Annotated in this window: 13 protein-coding genes and 1 pseudogene; 5 read left to right on the top strand and 9 right to left on the bottom strand. The window is 72.8% G+C overall.

Annotation, left to right across the window (positions count from 1 at the left end):
• Positions 1–114: 114 nt before the first annotated feature.
• From ABD106_RS10935 to ABD106_RS10910, 6 genes and pseudogenes are all read right to left on the bottom strand, one after another.
• Complete coding sequence (locus tag ABD106_RS10935) at positions 115–873, bottom strand: SDR family oxidoreductase (RefSeq protein WP_343920284.1); 759 nt, start codon at positions 871–873, stop codon at positions 115–117.
• Positions 874–1,036: 163 nt separating this feature from the next.
• Positions 1,037–3,202 carry a DEAD/DEAH box helicase gene (locus ABD106_RS10930; RefSeq protein ID WP_343920282.1) on the bottom strand — a complete coding sequence of 722 codons (2,166 nt, stop codon included), beginning with the start codon at positions 3,200–3,202 and terminating at the stop codon, positions 1,037–1,039.
• A gap of 204 nt (positions 3,203–3,406) precedes the next feature.
• On the bottom strand, positions 3,407–4,453 hold the full coding sequence (locus ABD106_RS10925; protein WP_343920280.1) for a DUF2510 domain-containing protein: 1,047 nt from the start codon (positions 4,451–4,453) through the stop codon (positions 3,407–3,409).
• A gap of 79 nt (positions 4,454–4,532) precedes the next feature.
• Entirely contained in the window at positions 4,533–6,305 is a 1,773-nt protein-coding gene (locus ABD106_RS10920) for an efflux RND transporter permease subunit (protein WP_343920278.1), read from the bottom strand.
• Between the two features lie 32 nt (positions 6,306–6,337).
• A pseudogene (locus ABD106_RS10915) lies at positions 6,338–7,804 on the bottom strand (efflux RND transporter permease subunit); the annotation flags it as partial.
• Positions 7,805–7,890: 86 nt separating this feature from the next.
• Positions 7,891–8,634 (bottom strand): MerR family transcriptional regulator, encoded by a 744-nt coding sequence (locus tag ABD106_RS10910; RefSeq protein WP_343920276.1) that lies wholly within the window; start codon positions 8,632–8,634, stop codon positions 7,891–7,893.
• A gap of 88 nt (positions 8,635–8,722) precedes the next feature.
• On the opposite strand from ABD106_RS10910, the gene ABD106_RS10905 reads away from it, so the two are divergent.
• From ABD106_RS10905 to ABD106_RS10890, 4 genes are all read left to right on the top strand, one after another.
• Complete coding sequence (locus ABD106_RS10905; protein ID WP_343920274.1) at positions 8,723–9,118, top strand: fluoride efflux transporter FluC; 396 nt, start codon at positions 8,723–8,725, stop codon at positions 9,116–9,118.
• Positions 9,115–9,489 carry a fluoride efflux transporter FluC gene (locus tag ABD106_RS10900; protein WP_343920272.1) on the top strand — a complete coding sequence of 125 codons (375 nt, stop codon included), beginning with the start codon at positions 9,115–9,117 and terminating at the stop codon, positions 9,487–9,489. The genes ABD106_RS10905 and ABD106_RS10900 overlap by 4 nt, the downstream gene beginning before the upstream one ends.
• A gap of 139 nt (positions 9,490–9,628) precedes the next feature.
• A complete protein-coding gene (locus ABD106_RS10895; protein WP_343920270.1) occupies positions 9,629–9,838 on the top strand; it encodes a DUF3073 domain-containing protein in 210 nt (69 codons plus the stop codon).
• 161 nt (positions 9,839–9,999) lie between these two features.
• Positions 10,000–11,385 carry an L-serine ammonia-lyase gene (locus ABD106_RS10890; RefSeq protein WP_343921050.1) on the top strand — a complete coding sequence of 462 codons (1,386 nt, stop codon included), beginning with the start codon at positions 10,000–10,002 and terminating at the stop codon, positions 11,383–11,385.
• Positions 11,386–11,455: 70 nt separating this feature from the next.
• On the opposite strand, the gene ABD106_RS10885 is transcribed toward ABD106_RS10890, so the two are convergent.
• From ABD106_RS10885 to purM, 3 genes are all read right to left on the bottom strand, one after another.
• Positions 11,456–11,803 (bottom strand): hypothetical protein, encoded by a 348-nt coding sequence (locus tag ABD106_RS10885; protein WP_343920268.1) that lies wholly within the window; start codon positions 11,801–11,803, stop codon positions 11,456–11,458.
• Positions 11,804–11,903: 100 nt separating this feature from the next.
• Complete coding sequence (locus ABD106_RS10880) at positions 11,904–12,581, bottom strand: DUF4190 domain-containing protein (protein ID WP_343920266.1); 678 nt, start codon at positions 12,579–12,581, stop codon at positions 11,904–11,906.
• A gap of 94 nt (positions 12,582–12,675) precedes the next feature.
• The gene (purM, locus tag ABD106_RS10875; protein ID WP_343920264.1) at positions 12,676–13,773 is read right to left on the bottom strand and encodes a phosphoribosylformylglycinamidine cyclo-ligase; all 1,098 of its coding nucleotides are present in this window, start codon (positions 13,771–13,773) and stop codon (positions 12,676–12,678) included.
• Between the two features lie 102 nt (positions 13,774–13,875).
• Here purM and tdh point away from each other — a divergent pair, with 102 nt between their 5' ends.
• The gene (gene tdh / locus ABD106_RS10870; protein ID WP_343920262.1) at positions 13,876–14,967 is read left to right on the top strand and encodes an L-threonine 3-dehydrogenase; all 1,092 of its coding nucleotides are present in this window, start codon (positions 13,876–13,878) and stop codon (positions 14,965–14,967) included.
• Positions 14,968–14,970 lie beyond the last annotated feature (3 nt).

Genomic DNA, 14,970 nt, shown 5'->3' with positions numbered 1-14,970 from the left:
CCATGCCGAGGCGGGCATCCTTGGGGACGCCGCCGCGATCCCGCTCACCGCCGCGCGCGCTCCGCCGCGAGCGTGAGCATCGGCGCCAGCCGCGCGGCGTCGTCCATGGCGGGTTCAGCGCCTGCGCGCGAGCCACTCCTCGAAGGTGACCTTGCCCTTGCGCTGCTCGGTGAGGTTGGCGCCGCTGCGCAGGTAGTCGAGCATCGTCGGCGGGAAGGGCCCGTTGACGATGAGGCCGCGCGCACCCGTCGCGCCCTGCCATGCCTTCGCGAGCTCGCGCGAGACCCGCACCTGCGGACCGGCGACGTCGATCACCTGCTCGCCCGACGGGGCCATCACCTCGTCGGCGACGAGCTCGGCGACCTCGCCGACGTCGACCGGCTGCAGCCGACCGCCGAGGAACACCGGGATCGCGCCCACTGCGGCGCCGGCCTCGAAGAAGTCGACCGACCACTCGTGGAACTGCGCGGCGCGCACGATCGCGACCTGCATCGACGAGCCGAGGTACGTCAGCTCCTGCTCCCGCTTCCTGCGGTGGTACTGCAGCCGGGAGCGCTCGACGCCGAGGATCGACAGCAGCACGGCCCGCTCGATGCCGGCGCGCTCGGCGGCCGCGACCACGTTGCGGGCGCCGATCGTGAAGGGCTTGAGATCGAGCGGATTGCGGGAGTTGCACGCGTCGACGATCGCGTCGGCATCCTCGAGCGCGGCCTCGAGGCCCTCGCCGGAGACGATGTCGGCCTTGGCACCGGGGGCGCCCGCGACGGCCTTCCCGGAGCGCGACAGCGGCACGGCCTGCGCTCCTCGCCGACCGAGCGCTCGCACGATCGCCGCACCCGCATTCCCGGACCCACCGACCACGACGACGCGCATGCCCTCACGCTACGCCAGCGCCCGCACAACGCAAGTCCGCCCGTCCGCTCAGACGACGGACGGCCCGGACCACGAGGGTCCGGGCCGTCTGGGACGCGGCGGGCGTGCGTCCTGCATCCGGGGCTGGGGGTGCGGATGCGATGCGCGGTGCGCTCGGAGCGCGCTACTCCGAGGCGGCCACCGCGAGCTCGGGCTCGACGCCCGCCGACACCGGCGGGACGGTGAGCGAGTCGAGCACGTCGGACATCGGGCGCACGGGGATCATCGGCGCCTTGATCTCGGCCCGCTGCAGCAGCTCCTGCATGCGCTTGCGGCGCGCGGGGGCGATCACGGTGACGACGCGACCGTTGCTCCCCGCACGGCCCGTGCGGCCCGAGCGGTGCAGGTAGGTTTTGTACTCGTCCGGCGGGTCGGCCTGCACGACGAGCGCCACATCGTCGATGTGGATGCCTCGAGCAGCGACGTCGGTCGCGACGAGCACGTCGATCTTGCCGCGGCGCAGCTTCTCGAGCGCTCGGTTGCGCTGCGACTGGTTGAGGTCGCCGTGCAGGCTCGCCGAGTCGATGCCCGCGTCGCTGAACTGCTCCGCGAGCCGGTCGGCGTAGGCGCGGGTGCGCGTGAAGACGATGATGCGGCCCGGGTTGCGGACGATCTGCTCGAGCACCGCATCCTTGTCGAAGCGGTCGGCGACGAGCACCTGGTGCTCGATCGTCGACGTCGCCTGGTCCTCGCCGGCGACCTCGTGCACGGCCGGCGTCGGCAGGAACTCGCGCACGATCGTCGCGACCTCCGAGTCGAGCGTGGCCGAGAAGAGCAGCTTCTGGCTGCCGTGCCGCGTGCCGCGCAGGATGCGCTGCACGGGCTCGAGGAAGCCGAGCTCGCACATGTGGTCGGCCTCGTCGACCACCGCGATCTCGACGGCGCCGAGGTTGAGGCGACCCTGCTCGATGAGGTCCTCGATGCGACCCGGCGTGCCGATCACGATGTCGACGCCGCGGCGGAGCGACTCGACCTGGCGGTCCTGCTTCACGCCGCCGACGATGACGGTGGTGAACACGCCCACGGCGCGGCCGAGGGTCATGATCGTGTGGTTGATCTGCTGCGCGAGCTCGCGCGTCGGCGCGAGGATGATGGCGCGCGGCTTGCGGCCGATCTCGCGGCGCTCCGGGCGGTTGCGCGTGAGCAGCTCGGTGATCGGAGCACCGAACGCGATCGTCTTGCCGGAGCCGGTGCGGCCGCGGCCCAGCACGTCGCGGCCCGCGAGCACGTCGGGGATCGTGGCGGCCTGGATCGGGAACGGAGCGGGTGCGCCGAGCGTCTTCAGCGCGGCCGCGATGCCGGTGCCGAGGCCCAGATCGGTGAAGCTGACGCCCTCGACGTCCTCAGCGCGGATCGACGTCGCCTCGAGGCGGTCGAGCACGACGTCCTGCTTCGGGGCGAAGGGCTTGGAGTCGGCCGAGGGGTAGTAGGTGCTGTCGCGGCGCGGACGCTCGTCGAAGCGTCGGTCGCCACCGCGGTCGTCGCGAGCCGGACGGCGGTCGCTCGAGGAGCGGTCGTCGCGAGCGGGGCGGCGGTCGCCGAAGCGGCGGTCGCCACCGCGGTCGTCGCGCGCCGGACGGCGGTCGCCGAAGGTGCGGTCGTCGCGAGCGGGACGACGGTCGTCGAAGGTGCGGTCGTCGCGAGCGGGACGGCGGTCGTCGAAGCGACGCTCGCCACCACGGTCGTCGCGCGCCGGACGGCGGTCGCCGAAGGTGCGGTCATCGCGAGCCGGACGACGGTCGTCGAAGCGACGCTCGCCACCACGGTCGTCACGAGCCGGACGACGGTCACCGAACGTGCGGTCGTCACGAGCCGGACGGCGGTCGTCGAAGCGGCGGTCGCCGCCGCGGTCGTCGCGAGCGGGACGGCGGTCGTCGAAGCGGCGGTCGCCGCCGCGGTCGTCGCGAGCGTCGGAACCTGCGCGGCCTCGGCCGTGCTGCTCGTCGCGAGCGCGGTCGAAGGAACGGGGACGCTCTCCGCGGTGCACGCGGTCGTCGCGCTGGTGGTCGCGACCGCCCTGCGCGCTGCCTCGAGTGCGGAACGCGGGGCCGCGACGGTCGTCGCGGTTCCGCTCCTCCGGCGGGGTCCAGTTGGGTCGGCGCGAGGCGCCGTCCGTCGGCCGGCCGGGGCCGGACTGCCCGCGGCGCTCGCGGTCGTCGCGGCTCCATCGGCCCTTCGAGGGCTGCTCATCGCGGTGCCCGCGGTGGCCCGGGCTGCGGGTGCCGGGACGGCTCGTCTGTCGGTCGGTCGGTCGCTGCGCGCCGTGCGGGCGCTGTTCGTTGCGTGCCATCGCTCATCTCGGATTGCGCGCGAGAAGATAGCTCGCGCGGGTCGTGCCGCAGTCATCGCGGCCTCATCGTGATCAACCGCGAGGGTGCTCGCGGGAACTCCGGCCGCGGCGACACTCCATGTGGCGCACAAGTACGCGCCTGTCCCGAGCCGACCTAGCCACCTTACGGCAATCTGTGCGCGAGCGACAGGGGCAAACGGGCGCTCAGCCGGGCAGGTCCTGCGCGCGAGCACCGGCGCGCATCACCGACGACGTCCACTGCCTGCCGTCGAACCAGCGCGCATCCGACCGTCGATACGGGTCCGGGTACCACCCGGGCTGCGCCTGACCAGCACCTGCCGCAGGCAGGCCCACCCGCTCGGGCGCGCCGTCGTGCGGGGAGGCACCGGGGCGCTCCTGCGCCGCGCCCTGTGCGGCCGCCTGCGCCCGCTGCTGCTCGGCCCAGGCCTCGTACGCCCGGACCTGCGCCTGCTGCGCCTCTCGCTCGAGCCGATCGAACTCCGCGGGGGTGGGGATGGGCGGCGGCTGCCGATCGCCCGGCACGAGCGGCCGGCCGTACACGTCGAGCTCGACCGGCGGCGCCTGCCGCTGCCCGAAGGACGGCGGCTGCTGCGGCGGCTGGCCCTGCTGCGGCTGCCCCTGCGGCCGCGGCGGCTGCGCGGGGCTCGCCTGCGACGGCGAGTAGGAGCGCGGGGACGGCGCATCCGCCGACGGGCGGACGGGGTCGACGCGCGCTCCCTGCTCGTGCCCGAACGACGACGGCCCCGAGGGCACGGATGCGGTCGAGCCAGGAGTGGGACCGACCGGTTGCTGCGCCGCCGGGCTCACGACGCGGAGGTTGGCCTGCGCGCGCTGGCGGCCCTCGCTCAGGTTCGGGGTCGGCACCGAGGAGACGGCGGGTGCCGTGAGGGTGCGGGCGTCGCGGGCGGCGTAGTAGTGCATCGACGAATCCGCCGGCCACTGCCCGTCGATGCGCAGGTGCGACGTGCCGCCGGCCTGCAGCGGCGGCACGAACGTCAGCCGCGTACCGGTCGCCGCGGGCGCGCGCACGGTGATCGTCGCGCCCTCCACGAGCCCCGAGGTGCGGGTGACGAACACAGTCACCGGCAGGTCACCGGCGGGCACGTGCAGGGTGATGTCGCCCCAGTCGAGCGGCACGCGCAGTCCGCCGATGTCGAGCGTCGGGGGCTGGCGGTAGGCGTCGAGGCGGCCGTCCTGGCTCGCGCAGTGGACGATGAGGAAGCTCGGCACCGACATCCCCCTTCCCGATGATCGACGGGCAGCACCCATTCAACCAACGCCCGGCCAGACGTCGGCTGTGAGTGCGCGGTCAGCGGGCTCCGGCCTCCGCGAGCTCGCCTCGACGCTCGGCGCGCGTGCCGCTGCCCGAGCGGACGCGGCGGCGCTCGATCGCGCCCTCGACCACGAGGTAGAGCACGGGCAGCACGATGAGCGTCAGCAGCGTCGACGAGATGAGCCCGCCGATGACGACGATCGCGAGCGGCTGCGAGATGAACCCGCCCTGACCGGTGAGCCCCGCCGCCATGGGGATGAGCGCGAAGATCGTCGCCGCAGCGGTCATGAGGATCGGCCGCAGGCGCCGCTCGGCACCCTCAACGAGCGCCTCGCGCACGCTCAGCCCGCGGTCGCGGTACTGGTTGACGAGGTCGATGAGCACGATCGCGTTCGTCACCACGATGCCCACGAGCATGAGCACGCCGACCATCGACGCGACGCCGAGCGGCACGCCGGTGATGAGCTGCATCGCGATCGCGCCCGTCGCCGCGAACGGCACCGACACGAGCAGCAGGAACGGCTGCAGCAGGCTCTTGAACGTCGCGACCATGACGACGTAGACGAGCAGCACGGCGATGAGCGCCGCGATGCCGAGCTGCGTGAACGCATCCGTGATCTGCGTCGCGACGCCGCCGACCTCGGCGCTCGCGCCGTCGGCGAGCTCGAGGTCGCCGAGCGCCGACTGCACACCGCCGGAGACGCCGCCGACATCCGTCGCGCTCGGCGTCACCGTGACGGTCGCCGTGCGCGCGCCGTCGCTCGTCGAGATCGACACCGGGCCCTCGATCTGCGTCACCTCGGCGACGTCGGAGAGCGGCAGCGGACCGGTGGGCGTCGGCAGCTCGAGCGCTCGCAGCTCGTCGAGCGTCGTCGCGGGTGCGATCGCGTCGAGCCAGATGCGCACGAGCGAGCCGTCGAGCTGGATCTCGCCGACGGGCGTCGGTTGCATCGCCTGCGCGACGAGGCCCGAGACCGCAGCCTCGCTCAGGCCGATGCTCGCCGCGAGCTCGCGGTCGACCGCGACCTGCACGAGCGGCTGCGCACCCTCGAGCGAGTCGGTCACCTGCGCGACGCCGTCGAGGCCCGCGACCGCGTCGACGACGGATGCCGTGGCGGCCTCGAGCGCGTCGGGCGTCGGCGCCTGCACGTCGATCTCGATGTCGCTGCCGCCGAGGCCCGCCGACTGGCCGACGGTGACGTCGCCCTCGGCGCCCTCGGCGCTCTCGAGGATGCGCTCGCGGAGGGCCGGCATGTCGGTGCCCTCTGCCGCGATGACGCCGTAGCTGATGGCACCGCCGCCACCGCCGCCCGTGAAGGCCGCGAACGATCCGGCGCCGCTCGAGACGGTCGCCGACACCGTCTCGACGCCCTCGAGCTGCTCGATCTCGGCCGTGAGCGATTCGGCCGCGGCGAGCTGCGCGTCGAGCGACGCGCCGGGCTCGAGCGCCTGCGAGACCTGGACGGTCGTCTGGCCGTCGTCGCCGAGGAAGTTCGTCGCGATGAGCGGCAGCGCCGCCACGCTCGCCCCGAGCACGACGACCGCGCCGACGAGCACGAGCCACGGGCGCCGGAGCGTCGCGAGCAGCAGCGGGCGGTAGCCGCGCCGCAAGCGGTCGGGGCGCTCGGCCTCGTCGGCGGGCTCTGCCTCGACCGCCTGGCTCGCGAGCGCGGGCTGCGCGTCGCCGGTCGCGCGGCGCCGGCCGAGCAGCGAGCGTCGCGTGGGGCGCTCGTCGGCGGCGANGCGGCGGCGCGCGCCGCTGCGGCCTCCTCGGCCTCGACGGCCTGCTTCGGGCGCTTCAGCAGCCACGAGGCGAGCACGGGCACGATCGTGAGCGCGACGACGAGCGACGACAGCAGGGCGATCGTGACGGTGAGCGCGAAGGGCCGGAACAGCTCGCCGGTGATGTCGCTCACGAAGGCGAGCGGCAGGAAGACGATGACGGTCGTGATCGTCGACGCGGTGATCGCGCCCGCGACCTCGCGCACCGCATCCAGGATCGCCTTCGACCTGGACGGCTGGAACACGAGGTGCCGCTTGATGTTCTCGATCACGACGATCGAGTCGTCGACGACGCGGCCGATCGAGAGCGTGAGGGCGCCGAGCGTGAGCACGTTGAGCGAGTAGCCGGCGGCCCACATGCCGATGAAGGTCATGAGCACCGAGACCGGGATCGACACGGCGGTGACGATCGTCGACCGGAGCGACCACAGGAAGATGAGGATGACGAGGATGGCGAAGACGAGGCCGAGCACGCCCTCGACCGCGAGCGCCTCGACCGAGTGCTCGATGTAGGGGGCCTGGTCGAGCACGGTCGTGAAGGTGACGTCGTCGCCGAGCTCCGACTGCAGCGTCGGCAGCAGCTCCTGCACCGCGTGCGACACGTCGACCGTGTTCGACGCCTGCGTCTTCGTGATCGAGAGGATGATCGCCGGCTCGCCGTCGACGAGCGCGATCGACGAGACGGGATCCTGCTCGAGCGCGACCTCGGCCATGTCGCCGATCGTCACCGTCTCGGTCGCGGGCGGCGCGTTCGCCGGGTTCGCGGGGTCGGGCTCGGCGGCCTGCTCGCGGCTGAGCGGCAGGCTCTCGACATCCTCGACCGAGCCGAGCCGCTCGCCGATCTGCACGCTGAGCGTCTGGTCGCCGTCGTCGACCGTGCCGCCGGGCAGCAGCTGGCCGTGCTCGTCGAGCGCCTGGGTGATGTCGGCGCGAGAGAAGCCCTCGGCCGCGAGCGCCGCGTCGTCGGGCGTGATCGTGATGCGCTGGCCCGGCGCGCCCTGCAGCTCGACGGCGCGCACGCCGTCGGTGCGCTCGAGCTGCGGCACCGCGATGGTCTCGATGCGGTCGACGAGCGCCGACTGGTCGCCGGGCGACGAGATGGCGACGCGCAGCACGGGGAAGTCGGCGATCGAGCCGGTGAGCACCGTGGGCTCGGCGTTCTCGGGCAGCTGGGAGAGGATGCGGTTGACCGCCTGCTGCACGCGCTGCTCGGTGGTCGGGATGTTGATGCCGTACGTGAACTCGGCGAAGACGACGCTCGAGCTCGTCGATGACGTGCCCGACGTGCCCTCGAGTCCCGGCACCGCTTGGATGGCGCGCTCGATGGGGCCCGTGACGTCCTCGCTCATGATCTCGGGGCTCGCGCCCGGCAGCGTCGTCGTGACGACGACGGCCGGCAGCTCGAGCTCGGGGGTCAGCTCGGTCTTGAGGCTGGTGAGGGCGACCCCGCCGAAGATGGCGATGCAGAGCGTCGCGAGGACGATGAGCGCGCGGTTCTTGAGGCTGGCGAGCGAGAGCAGATGCACTCAGCGATCCTTGCACCCGCGGCTGTGGGGCGGATATGGGGCTGACCCCCGCATCCGCCCCGCAGCCTGCTGATCGACCGCTGTCGCTATCGCTGCCGCTTCGCGGCGAACGCGCGCATGGCGTCGCGCACGTACTCGGCGCCGGCGGTGCCGCCGTAGTTGGCGGCGAACCGCTCGTCGGCGACGTACATGTCGCCGAGGCCCGCGAACATGTCGACGTCGGGCTCGGACGTCTGCCAGCCGGCACCGACCCAGCGGTAGTGGCGCTCGACGAGCGCCTGCACCCGCTCGGACTCGACGTCCTCCCCCGCGTCGCGCGCGGACGCGTAGCCCGCCGCGATGTCGAGGTGCTCCTGCTGGAAGCCGCGCTTGTCGTCATCCGACATGCGCTTCCACCAGTCCTGACCCTGCTTCCAGGCGTCAGCACCCCACCGCTCGGTCACCTCCTGCTCGTACTGGCTCTGGTCGAACCCGTCGAGCGCTTCCTCTGCCGTCATGGCGGCTCCCTCCTCTCGTGCCCGCAGCGTCTGCTCGACGGCGCGGATCTGCCTGCGGATGCGGTCGGCCTCGCGCTCGAGGTCGGCGAGGTGCGCTCCGAGCGCCTCCTCGTCGGTCGCGCGCTCGAGGCTGTCGGCGATCGCGGGGATGCCGACGCCCAGCCCGCGCAGCAGCAGGATGCGCTGCAGGCGCGAGAGGGACGCCTCGTCGTACCAGCGCATCCCGCTCGCGTCGGTGCGGGCAGGAGCGAGGATGCCGACGGCGTCGTAGTGCCGCAGGGTGCGGCTCGAGACGCCGGCGAGCTTCGCGATGCGCTGGATCGACCACTCCATGTCGACGACGCTAGAGGTTGACGCAGCGTCAATGTCAAGCGTTCCCGCTCGTCGGGCAGGACTGCTCGGGGCCGCCTACGCTGGCTCCGTGCCCCTCGCCCGCTCCGTGCTCGCCGTCGCAGTGGGCGGTGCCCTCGGCACCGCGGCGCGTGCGCTGCTCGAGGCGGCGATCGCCGACTGGTGGGCGCTCTTCGCCGTGAACGCGCTCGGCTCCGCGCTGCTGGGCCTCTCGGTGGCGGCCCTCGCCGGCGCGCCCGACTGGGTGCGGCACGGCATCGGCGCAGGGCTCCTCGGCGGCTTCACGACGTTCAGCGCGGTCGCCGTCGCGAGCGTCTCCGCGAGCGGTGCGAGCGGCGGGTGGCCGACCCTCGTGCCCGCGCTGCCCGGGATCGCCCTCGCCGTCGGGATGCTCCTCGCGAGCATGCTCGCCGCGTGGGCGGGGCTCGCCCTCGGCCGCCGGCTCGCCGCGAAGCGTGCCGCATGACGCCGCTCGAGCTGCTGGGCATCGCCCTCGCGGGCGGCGCGGGCGCCGTCGTCCGCTTCCTCACGGGCGCGCTCGCGCGCGAGCGGCCGGTGCGCGCGACGATCGCGGTCAACCTCGTCGCGAGCCTCCTCGCGGGGTTGCTGACGAGCGCGCTCGTGCACGACAGCGCCTGGCGGGCGATCCTCGTCACCGGCTTCTGCGGCGGGCTCTCCACCTACTCCGCGTTCGCCGTGCACGGGGTCGAGCAGCTCGAGCGCCGCCGCGGCGGCCACGCGCTGGCGACGATCGCCGTCACGGTCGTCGGCGGCGCGATCGCGGCATCCGTCGGACTGCTGCTCGGCGCCACCATCGTGCCCGCGATGCCCGCGTGAGATGACGGGCCTCATCCCCCGCTCGTGGCCGCCGCACATCCGCCCCAAGGGCTCGGTGCTATCATGAAGGTTGGACTTATCACAGGAGTTCTCAACCGTTCGTCGGCGCAGGCCGGCGCAGTTCGCAAGGGGGTCCAGCATGGGTCGTGGTCGCCAGAAGGCCAAGCACACGAAGCTGGCTCGAGAGCTGAAGTCGTTCAGCCCCAACATCAACTACAACGTCCTCGCGCAGGAGCTCGGCAGCGTCCCCGAGAACGACGAGCTCGTCGACAAGTGGGCCGACTACGCCGAGTACAAGCCCGACGACGACGAGTACGTCGACGACGTGCAGCAGGGCCGCAGCGCCTGAGCCTCTGAGCCGCGCCATCGGTGCGGCTCGACGCGCTTGAACCGGAGGAGTCGACCGTGACGTCGCACGCCATCACGAACGGCCGGCTCCAGGAGCCGGTCGAGGTCGGCAGCCACGCCACCGCGACCGCCCCGGTCTTCGAGTCGCTCTCGGTGCTCGACATGTTCAAGATCGGCATCGGCCCGTCGTCGTCGCACACCATCGGTCCGATGCGCGCTGCGCTCGACTTCGTCGCGCAAGCGGATGCGTCGGGTCGCTTCGACGACATCGCGCGGCTGCGCGTCGACCTGCTCGGGTCGCTCGGCGCCACGGGCTCCGGGCACGGCACCGACACGGCGATCATGCTCGGGCTCTCGGGCCTCGCGCCCGACACCGTCGAGACGCCGCAGATCACCGCGACGCTCGAGCAGATCCGCGCGTCGGGCGAGCTGCAGCTCGGCGGTCGGCGCACGGTGCCGTTCGACGAGTCGAAGGTCTTCATCTTCCGGCCGCTCACGGTGCGCCGCGAGCACCCGAACGCGCTGCGCATCACGGCGTACGACGCGGCCGACACCGAGATCGCCACGGCGGGCTACTACTCCATCGGCGGCGGCTTCGTCATGCGGCACGACGAGGGCGACGTGCTCTCGCCCGTGCCCGAGCCGGCGACGCAGGCGCACCCCGTGCGGTACCCGTTCAGCCACGGCGACGAGCTCGTGGCTCGGTGCCGCGAGACGGGCCTGTCGGTCGCCGAGCTCATGCTCGAGAACGAGACGGCCTGGCGCTCCCGCGACGAGACGATCGCGCGGCTCGAGCGCATCTGGGAGGTCATGCAGGAGTGCGTCGCGCACGGCATCGAGACCGACGGGATCCTGCCGGGCGGGCTCGACGTCAAGCGGCGCTCCAAGGACTGGCACGACAAGCTGCTCGCGCGCGACGCGGCGCCCAAGACCGGCAGACCCGACCTGCTCGAGGGCATGGAGTGGGTGAACCTCTACGCGCTCGCCGTGAACGAGGAGAACGCGGCGGGCGCGCGGGTCGTCACCGCGCCGACGAACGGCGCCGCGGGGATCATCCCGGCGGTCATGCACTACGCCGACCGGTTCGCGAACTGCGTCGACGATGAGGTGTCGTGGCAGGTGCGCTTCCTGCTGGTCGCGGGCGCAATCGGCATCATCATCAAGTCGAACGCGTCGATCTCGGGCGCCGAGGTCGGCTGCCAGGGCGAGGTGGGCTCCGCGTGCGCGATGGCCGCCGCCGGGTTCGCCGCCGTGCTGGGGGCGACGCCCGAGCAGATCGAGAACGCCGCCGAGATCGGCATCGAGCACAATCTCGGCCTCACGTGCGACCCGATCAAGGGGCTCGTGCAGATCCCGTGCATCGAGCGCAACGCGATGGCGAGCGTGAAGGCGATCAACGCGGCGCGCATGGCGCAGCAGGGCGACGGCACGCACTACGTGAGCCTCGACACCGCCGTCGAGACGATGCGCCGCACCGGCGCCGACATGAGCGACAAGTACAAGGAGACATCGCTCGGCGGGCTCGCCGTGGCGTTCATCGAGTGCTGATCGCCGCATCCGCTGCCGCGCACGATGAAGGGCCCGCCGATCGGCGGGCCCCGCGTCGTCGAGCGATGGGTCAGGAACCGGTGGTCGCGTAGGGCGCGACCGCGGCGAAGATGATGCCGAACAGCACGACGGGCCAGAAGATGAAGGCCCAGATGAAGCCGAGCACCGAGGTCACGAGGCCCCAGATCGCCATCGTCTTGCCCGCGGGCTCCTTCGCGAGGCCGATGCCCGAGAGCACGGCGCCCGCGATCGCGTTGATCCAGATCGGGATGATGATGCTGGAGATGCCGAGGATGAGCCCCCACATCGAGAGCTTCTTCGAGGTCGAGGCCGGGGCGCCGCTGTAGGTCGCGCCGTAGCTCGGCTGGTATGCCTGGTAGCCGCCCTGGGCGGGCTGCTCGGGAGGGGTGTAGGTCATGGGGTGGTTCCTCGGGTGACGAAGTCTGGAGCGGACGCGGTTCGCGCCCGCCCAAGCCTACGGCCGGACAACGGTCGCTCGACACTGGTAGTTCGGAGCGTCAGGCCGATCCCATGGCGAAGAGCATCGCCCCGAGCACGCCGAGGAGCGGCAGCAGGTAGACGAGCAGCACCCAGAGCAGGCCGATCGCCGATCCGATGAGGCCGATGATCGCCATCACCCTCCCCGCCGGCTCGCGGCGCAGGGCGATGAAGCCGAAGACGATGCCGATGATCGGCACCACCACCAGCGTCCATGCGAACAGGAAGGAGCAGGCGCCGAGCACGAGCGCGGTGATCGAGAGGCCGCGCTGCGGCTGCGGCGCGTAGGCGTAGACCGGCGCGTGATAGACGGGGATCCCGTACGGCAGGACGCTCGACGCCTGCGCGGCGGCCGGGTGGATGAGCGGCGCGTCCCGCGCGGCGAGCGCGGGTGGCGCGAATCGAGCGCCGGGAACCTGCGCCGCGGAGCCGGGCTGCTGCGGCGGACCGTACTGCGGAGCGCCGAACTGCGGCGCGCCGTACCGCGGCGCCCCATGCTGCGGTGACCCGTACTGCGGTGCCCCATACTGCGGTGCCCCATACCGAGGGGCACCGTGCTGCGAGGCCGCGGAGCGAGGCCGCTGCGCGTCGCTCGCCGGGCGCTCCCGCGACGGCTCGCCCTCGTCCGCGACGGGCGGCGACTGCTCGGCGACCGGCCCGGAGTCGCGGCGTCGGAAGCGGTCTGCGTCTGGCTGCATCTCGTACCTCCCGGGGTCGTCGCTGTCGCGTGCCTTGGTCGAACCACGGGCCACCGTACGCCGCCCGGGTCCGAATCTCCTGGACGTCTCCAGGTCAGCGGTAGGCGCCTGCCAGGCGCACGGCGCCGCCGTCGACGCCCTTCGCGCCCTGCACCCATCCGGCATCGGCGCCTGCCGCGGCCGGCGCCTGCTCGACGCGCCCCACCGTCGAGGCGGGGATCCCGGCCGCCTCGCTCGCGGCGACGACCGCCGCGACGTCGGCCTCGTCGACCACCACGAGCATCCCGAGCCCGAGGTTCCAGGTGCCCTCCGCCTGCTCGAGCGGGAAGCCGCCGAGCTGCGCGAGCGCGCCGAAGACGGCCGGCACCTGCCAGCTGCTGCGGTCGATCTCGACCGCGAGGCGCTGCGGCAGCACGCGCGCCAGGTTCGCGGCGATGCCGCCGCCGGTGACGTGCGAGATCGAGCGCACGCCCAGGCCCCGCTCGAGCATCCCGAGCAGCGGCAGCGTGTACAGGCGCGTCGGCTCGAGCAGCGCCTCGGCGGCCACACCGCCGAGCTCGTCGACGCGATCGGTGAGCCCGATCCCGCGCTCGGCGAGGATGTGCCGCACGAGCGAGAAGCCGTTCGAGTGGAGCCCCGACGACGCCATGGCGACCACGTGGTCGCCCGCACGCACGCGCTCGGCCCCCAGCACCGCATCCGCCTCGACGATGCCGACCGCGGCGCCCGCGATGTCGTAGTCGTCGGGCGCCATCACGCCGGGGTGCTCGGCCGTCTCGCCGCCGACGAGCGCCGTGCCGGTGGCCTCGCACGCCTCGGCGATGCCGCGCACGATGTCGGCGATGCGCTCGGGGACGACCCGGCCGCACGCGATGTAGTCGGTCATGAACAGCGGCTTGGCGCCCACGACGACGATGTCGTCGACGACCATGCCGACGAGGTCCTGCCCGATCGTGTCGTGCTTGTCGATCGCCTGCGCGAGCGCGATCTTCGTGCCGACGCCGTCGGTGGAGGTGGCGAGCAGCGGCTTCGCGTACGAGCCTGCGGCCGAGAGGTCGAACAGGCCCGCGAATCCGCCGACACCGCCGAGCACGCCGGGGCCGTGGGTGCGCGAGACCGCAGCCTTCATGAGCTCCACCGCGCGGTCGCCCGCCTCGGTGTCGACGCCGGCGGACGCATACGGATCGGTCATGCCCCCCAGGCTACCGAGCCGCGCACCCCCAGGATCTCAACCGCTCGGGGAGCGGGTGGTTGGATGGGAGCGGCACACCCACCACCGTCGACGGAGACACCCATGCATGCACTCGTGACCCGAGGCAAGCCAGGGCTCGAGCTGATCGAGCTGCCCGAGCCAGAGACGCCCGCCGGGCACGTGAAGGTGCGCGTGCTGCGCGCCGGCATCTGCGGCACCGACCTCCACATCGACGCATGGGATGCGTGGGCCGAGTCGGCCGTGACGCCCGGCGTCACCGTGGGGCACGAGTTCTGCGGCGAGATCGTCGAGGTCGGCGAGGGCGTGACCGACTTCTCGGTCGGCCAGATCATGTCGGGCGAGGGCCACGTCGTCTGCGGTCACTGCCGCAACTGCCGCGCGGGCCGCCGGCACCTCTGCATCCGCACCTCGAACCTGGGCGTGCAGCGCGACGGCTGCTTCGCCGAGCTCGTCGTGCTGCCGGCGTCGAACGTGTGGGTGCACCCCGGCGCGACCCGCGAGACCGTCACTCCCGCGCAGCTCGACGTCTTCGGCATCTACGACCCGTTCGGCAACGCCGTCCACACGGCGCTCAAGTTCCCGGTCATCGGCGAGGACGTGCTCGTCACGGGCGCCGGCCCCATCGGGCTCATGGCGGCGATGGTGGCCCGGCACGCCGGCGCGCGACACATCGTCGTCACCGACATCGCGGAGCCGCGGCTCGAGCTCGCCCGCAGCCTCGGCTTCCGCGCGCTCGACCCGCAGCAGGCATCCGTCGACGGCGTCTCGCCGATCGCCGCCGTGCAGCGCGAGCTCGGCATGCAGGAGGGCTTCGACGTCGCACTCGAGATGTCGGGCTCCCCCACCGCGCTCGTCGGCACCATCGAGAACCTCAACTTCGGCGGCCGCATCGCGATGCTGGGGCTGCCGTCGCGGCCGATCGAGGTCGACTTCGGCAAGGTCGTCTCGCACATGCTCACGATCCAGGGCATCTACGGCCGGGAGATGTTCGAGACCTGGTACGCGATGGCCGCGATGGCGCAGACCGGCCTGGACGTCGCCCCCGTCATCACCGACCGCTTCGCCTTCGCCGACTGGCAGTCCGCGTTCGACCGCGCCCGCTCGGGCGCCTCCGGCAAGGTCATCCTCGACTTCACCGGCACCGAAGCCCACCTCGACACCCAGGGAGCCTGACCC

The organism is Agrococcus citreus, assembly GCF_039527715.1.
In the GTDB taxonomy this organism is placed as follows: Bacteria; Actinomycetota; Actinomycetes; order Actinomycetales; family Microbacteriaceae; genus Agrococcus; species Agrococcus citreus.
Note: the sequence above shows the minus strand (reverse complement) of the source record. Positions and strands in the feature narration are given on the sequence as shown.

Bases quoted from the DNA above. Each gene is read 5' to 3' on its own strand.
- purM (WP_343920264.1), bottom strand. From the start codon at position 13,773: ATGACCGATCCGTATGCGTCCGCCGGCGTCGACACCGAGGCGGGCGAC.
- ABD106_RS10900 (WP_343920272.1), top strand. From the start codon at position 9,115: ATGACGCCGCTCGAGCTGCTGGGCATCGCCCTCGCGGGCGGCGCGGGC.
- ABD106_RS10890 (WP_343921050.1), top strand. From the start codon at position 10,000: ATGTTCAAGATCGGCATCGGCCCGTCGTCGTCGCACACCATCGGTCCG.
- ABD106_RS10885 (WP_343920268.1), bottom strand. From the start codon at position 11,803: ATGACCTACACCCCTCCCGAGCAGCCCGCCCAGGGCGGCTACCAGGCA.
- ABD106_RS10930 (WP_343920282.1), bottom strand. From the start codon at position 3,202: ATGGCACGCAACGAACAGCGCCCGCACGGCGCGCAGCGACCGACCGAC.
- tdh (WP_343920262.1), top strand. From the start codon at position 13,876: ATGCATGCACTCGTGACCCGAGGCAAGCCAGGGCTCGAGCTGATCGAG.
- ABD106_RS10910 (WP_343920276.1), bottom strand. From the start codon at position 8,634: ATGGAGTGGTCGATCCAGCGCATCGCGAAGCTCGCCGGCGTCTCGAGC.
- ABD106_RS10935 (WP_343920284.1), bottom strand. From the start codon at position 873: ATGCGCGTCGTCGTGGTCGGTGGGTCCGGGAATGCGGGTGCGGCGATC.
- ABD106_RS10895 (WP_343920270.1), top strand. From the start codon at position 9,629: ATGGGTCGTGGTCGCCAGAAGGCCAAGCACACGAAGCTGGCTCGAGAG.
- ABD106_RS10880 (WP_343920266.1), bottom strand. From the start codon at position 12,581: ATGCAGCCAGACGCAGACCGCTTCCGACGCCGCGACTCCGGGCCGGTC.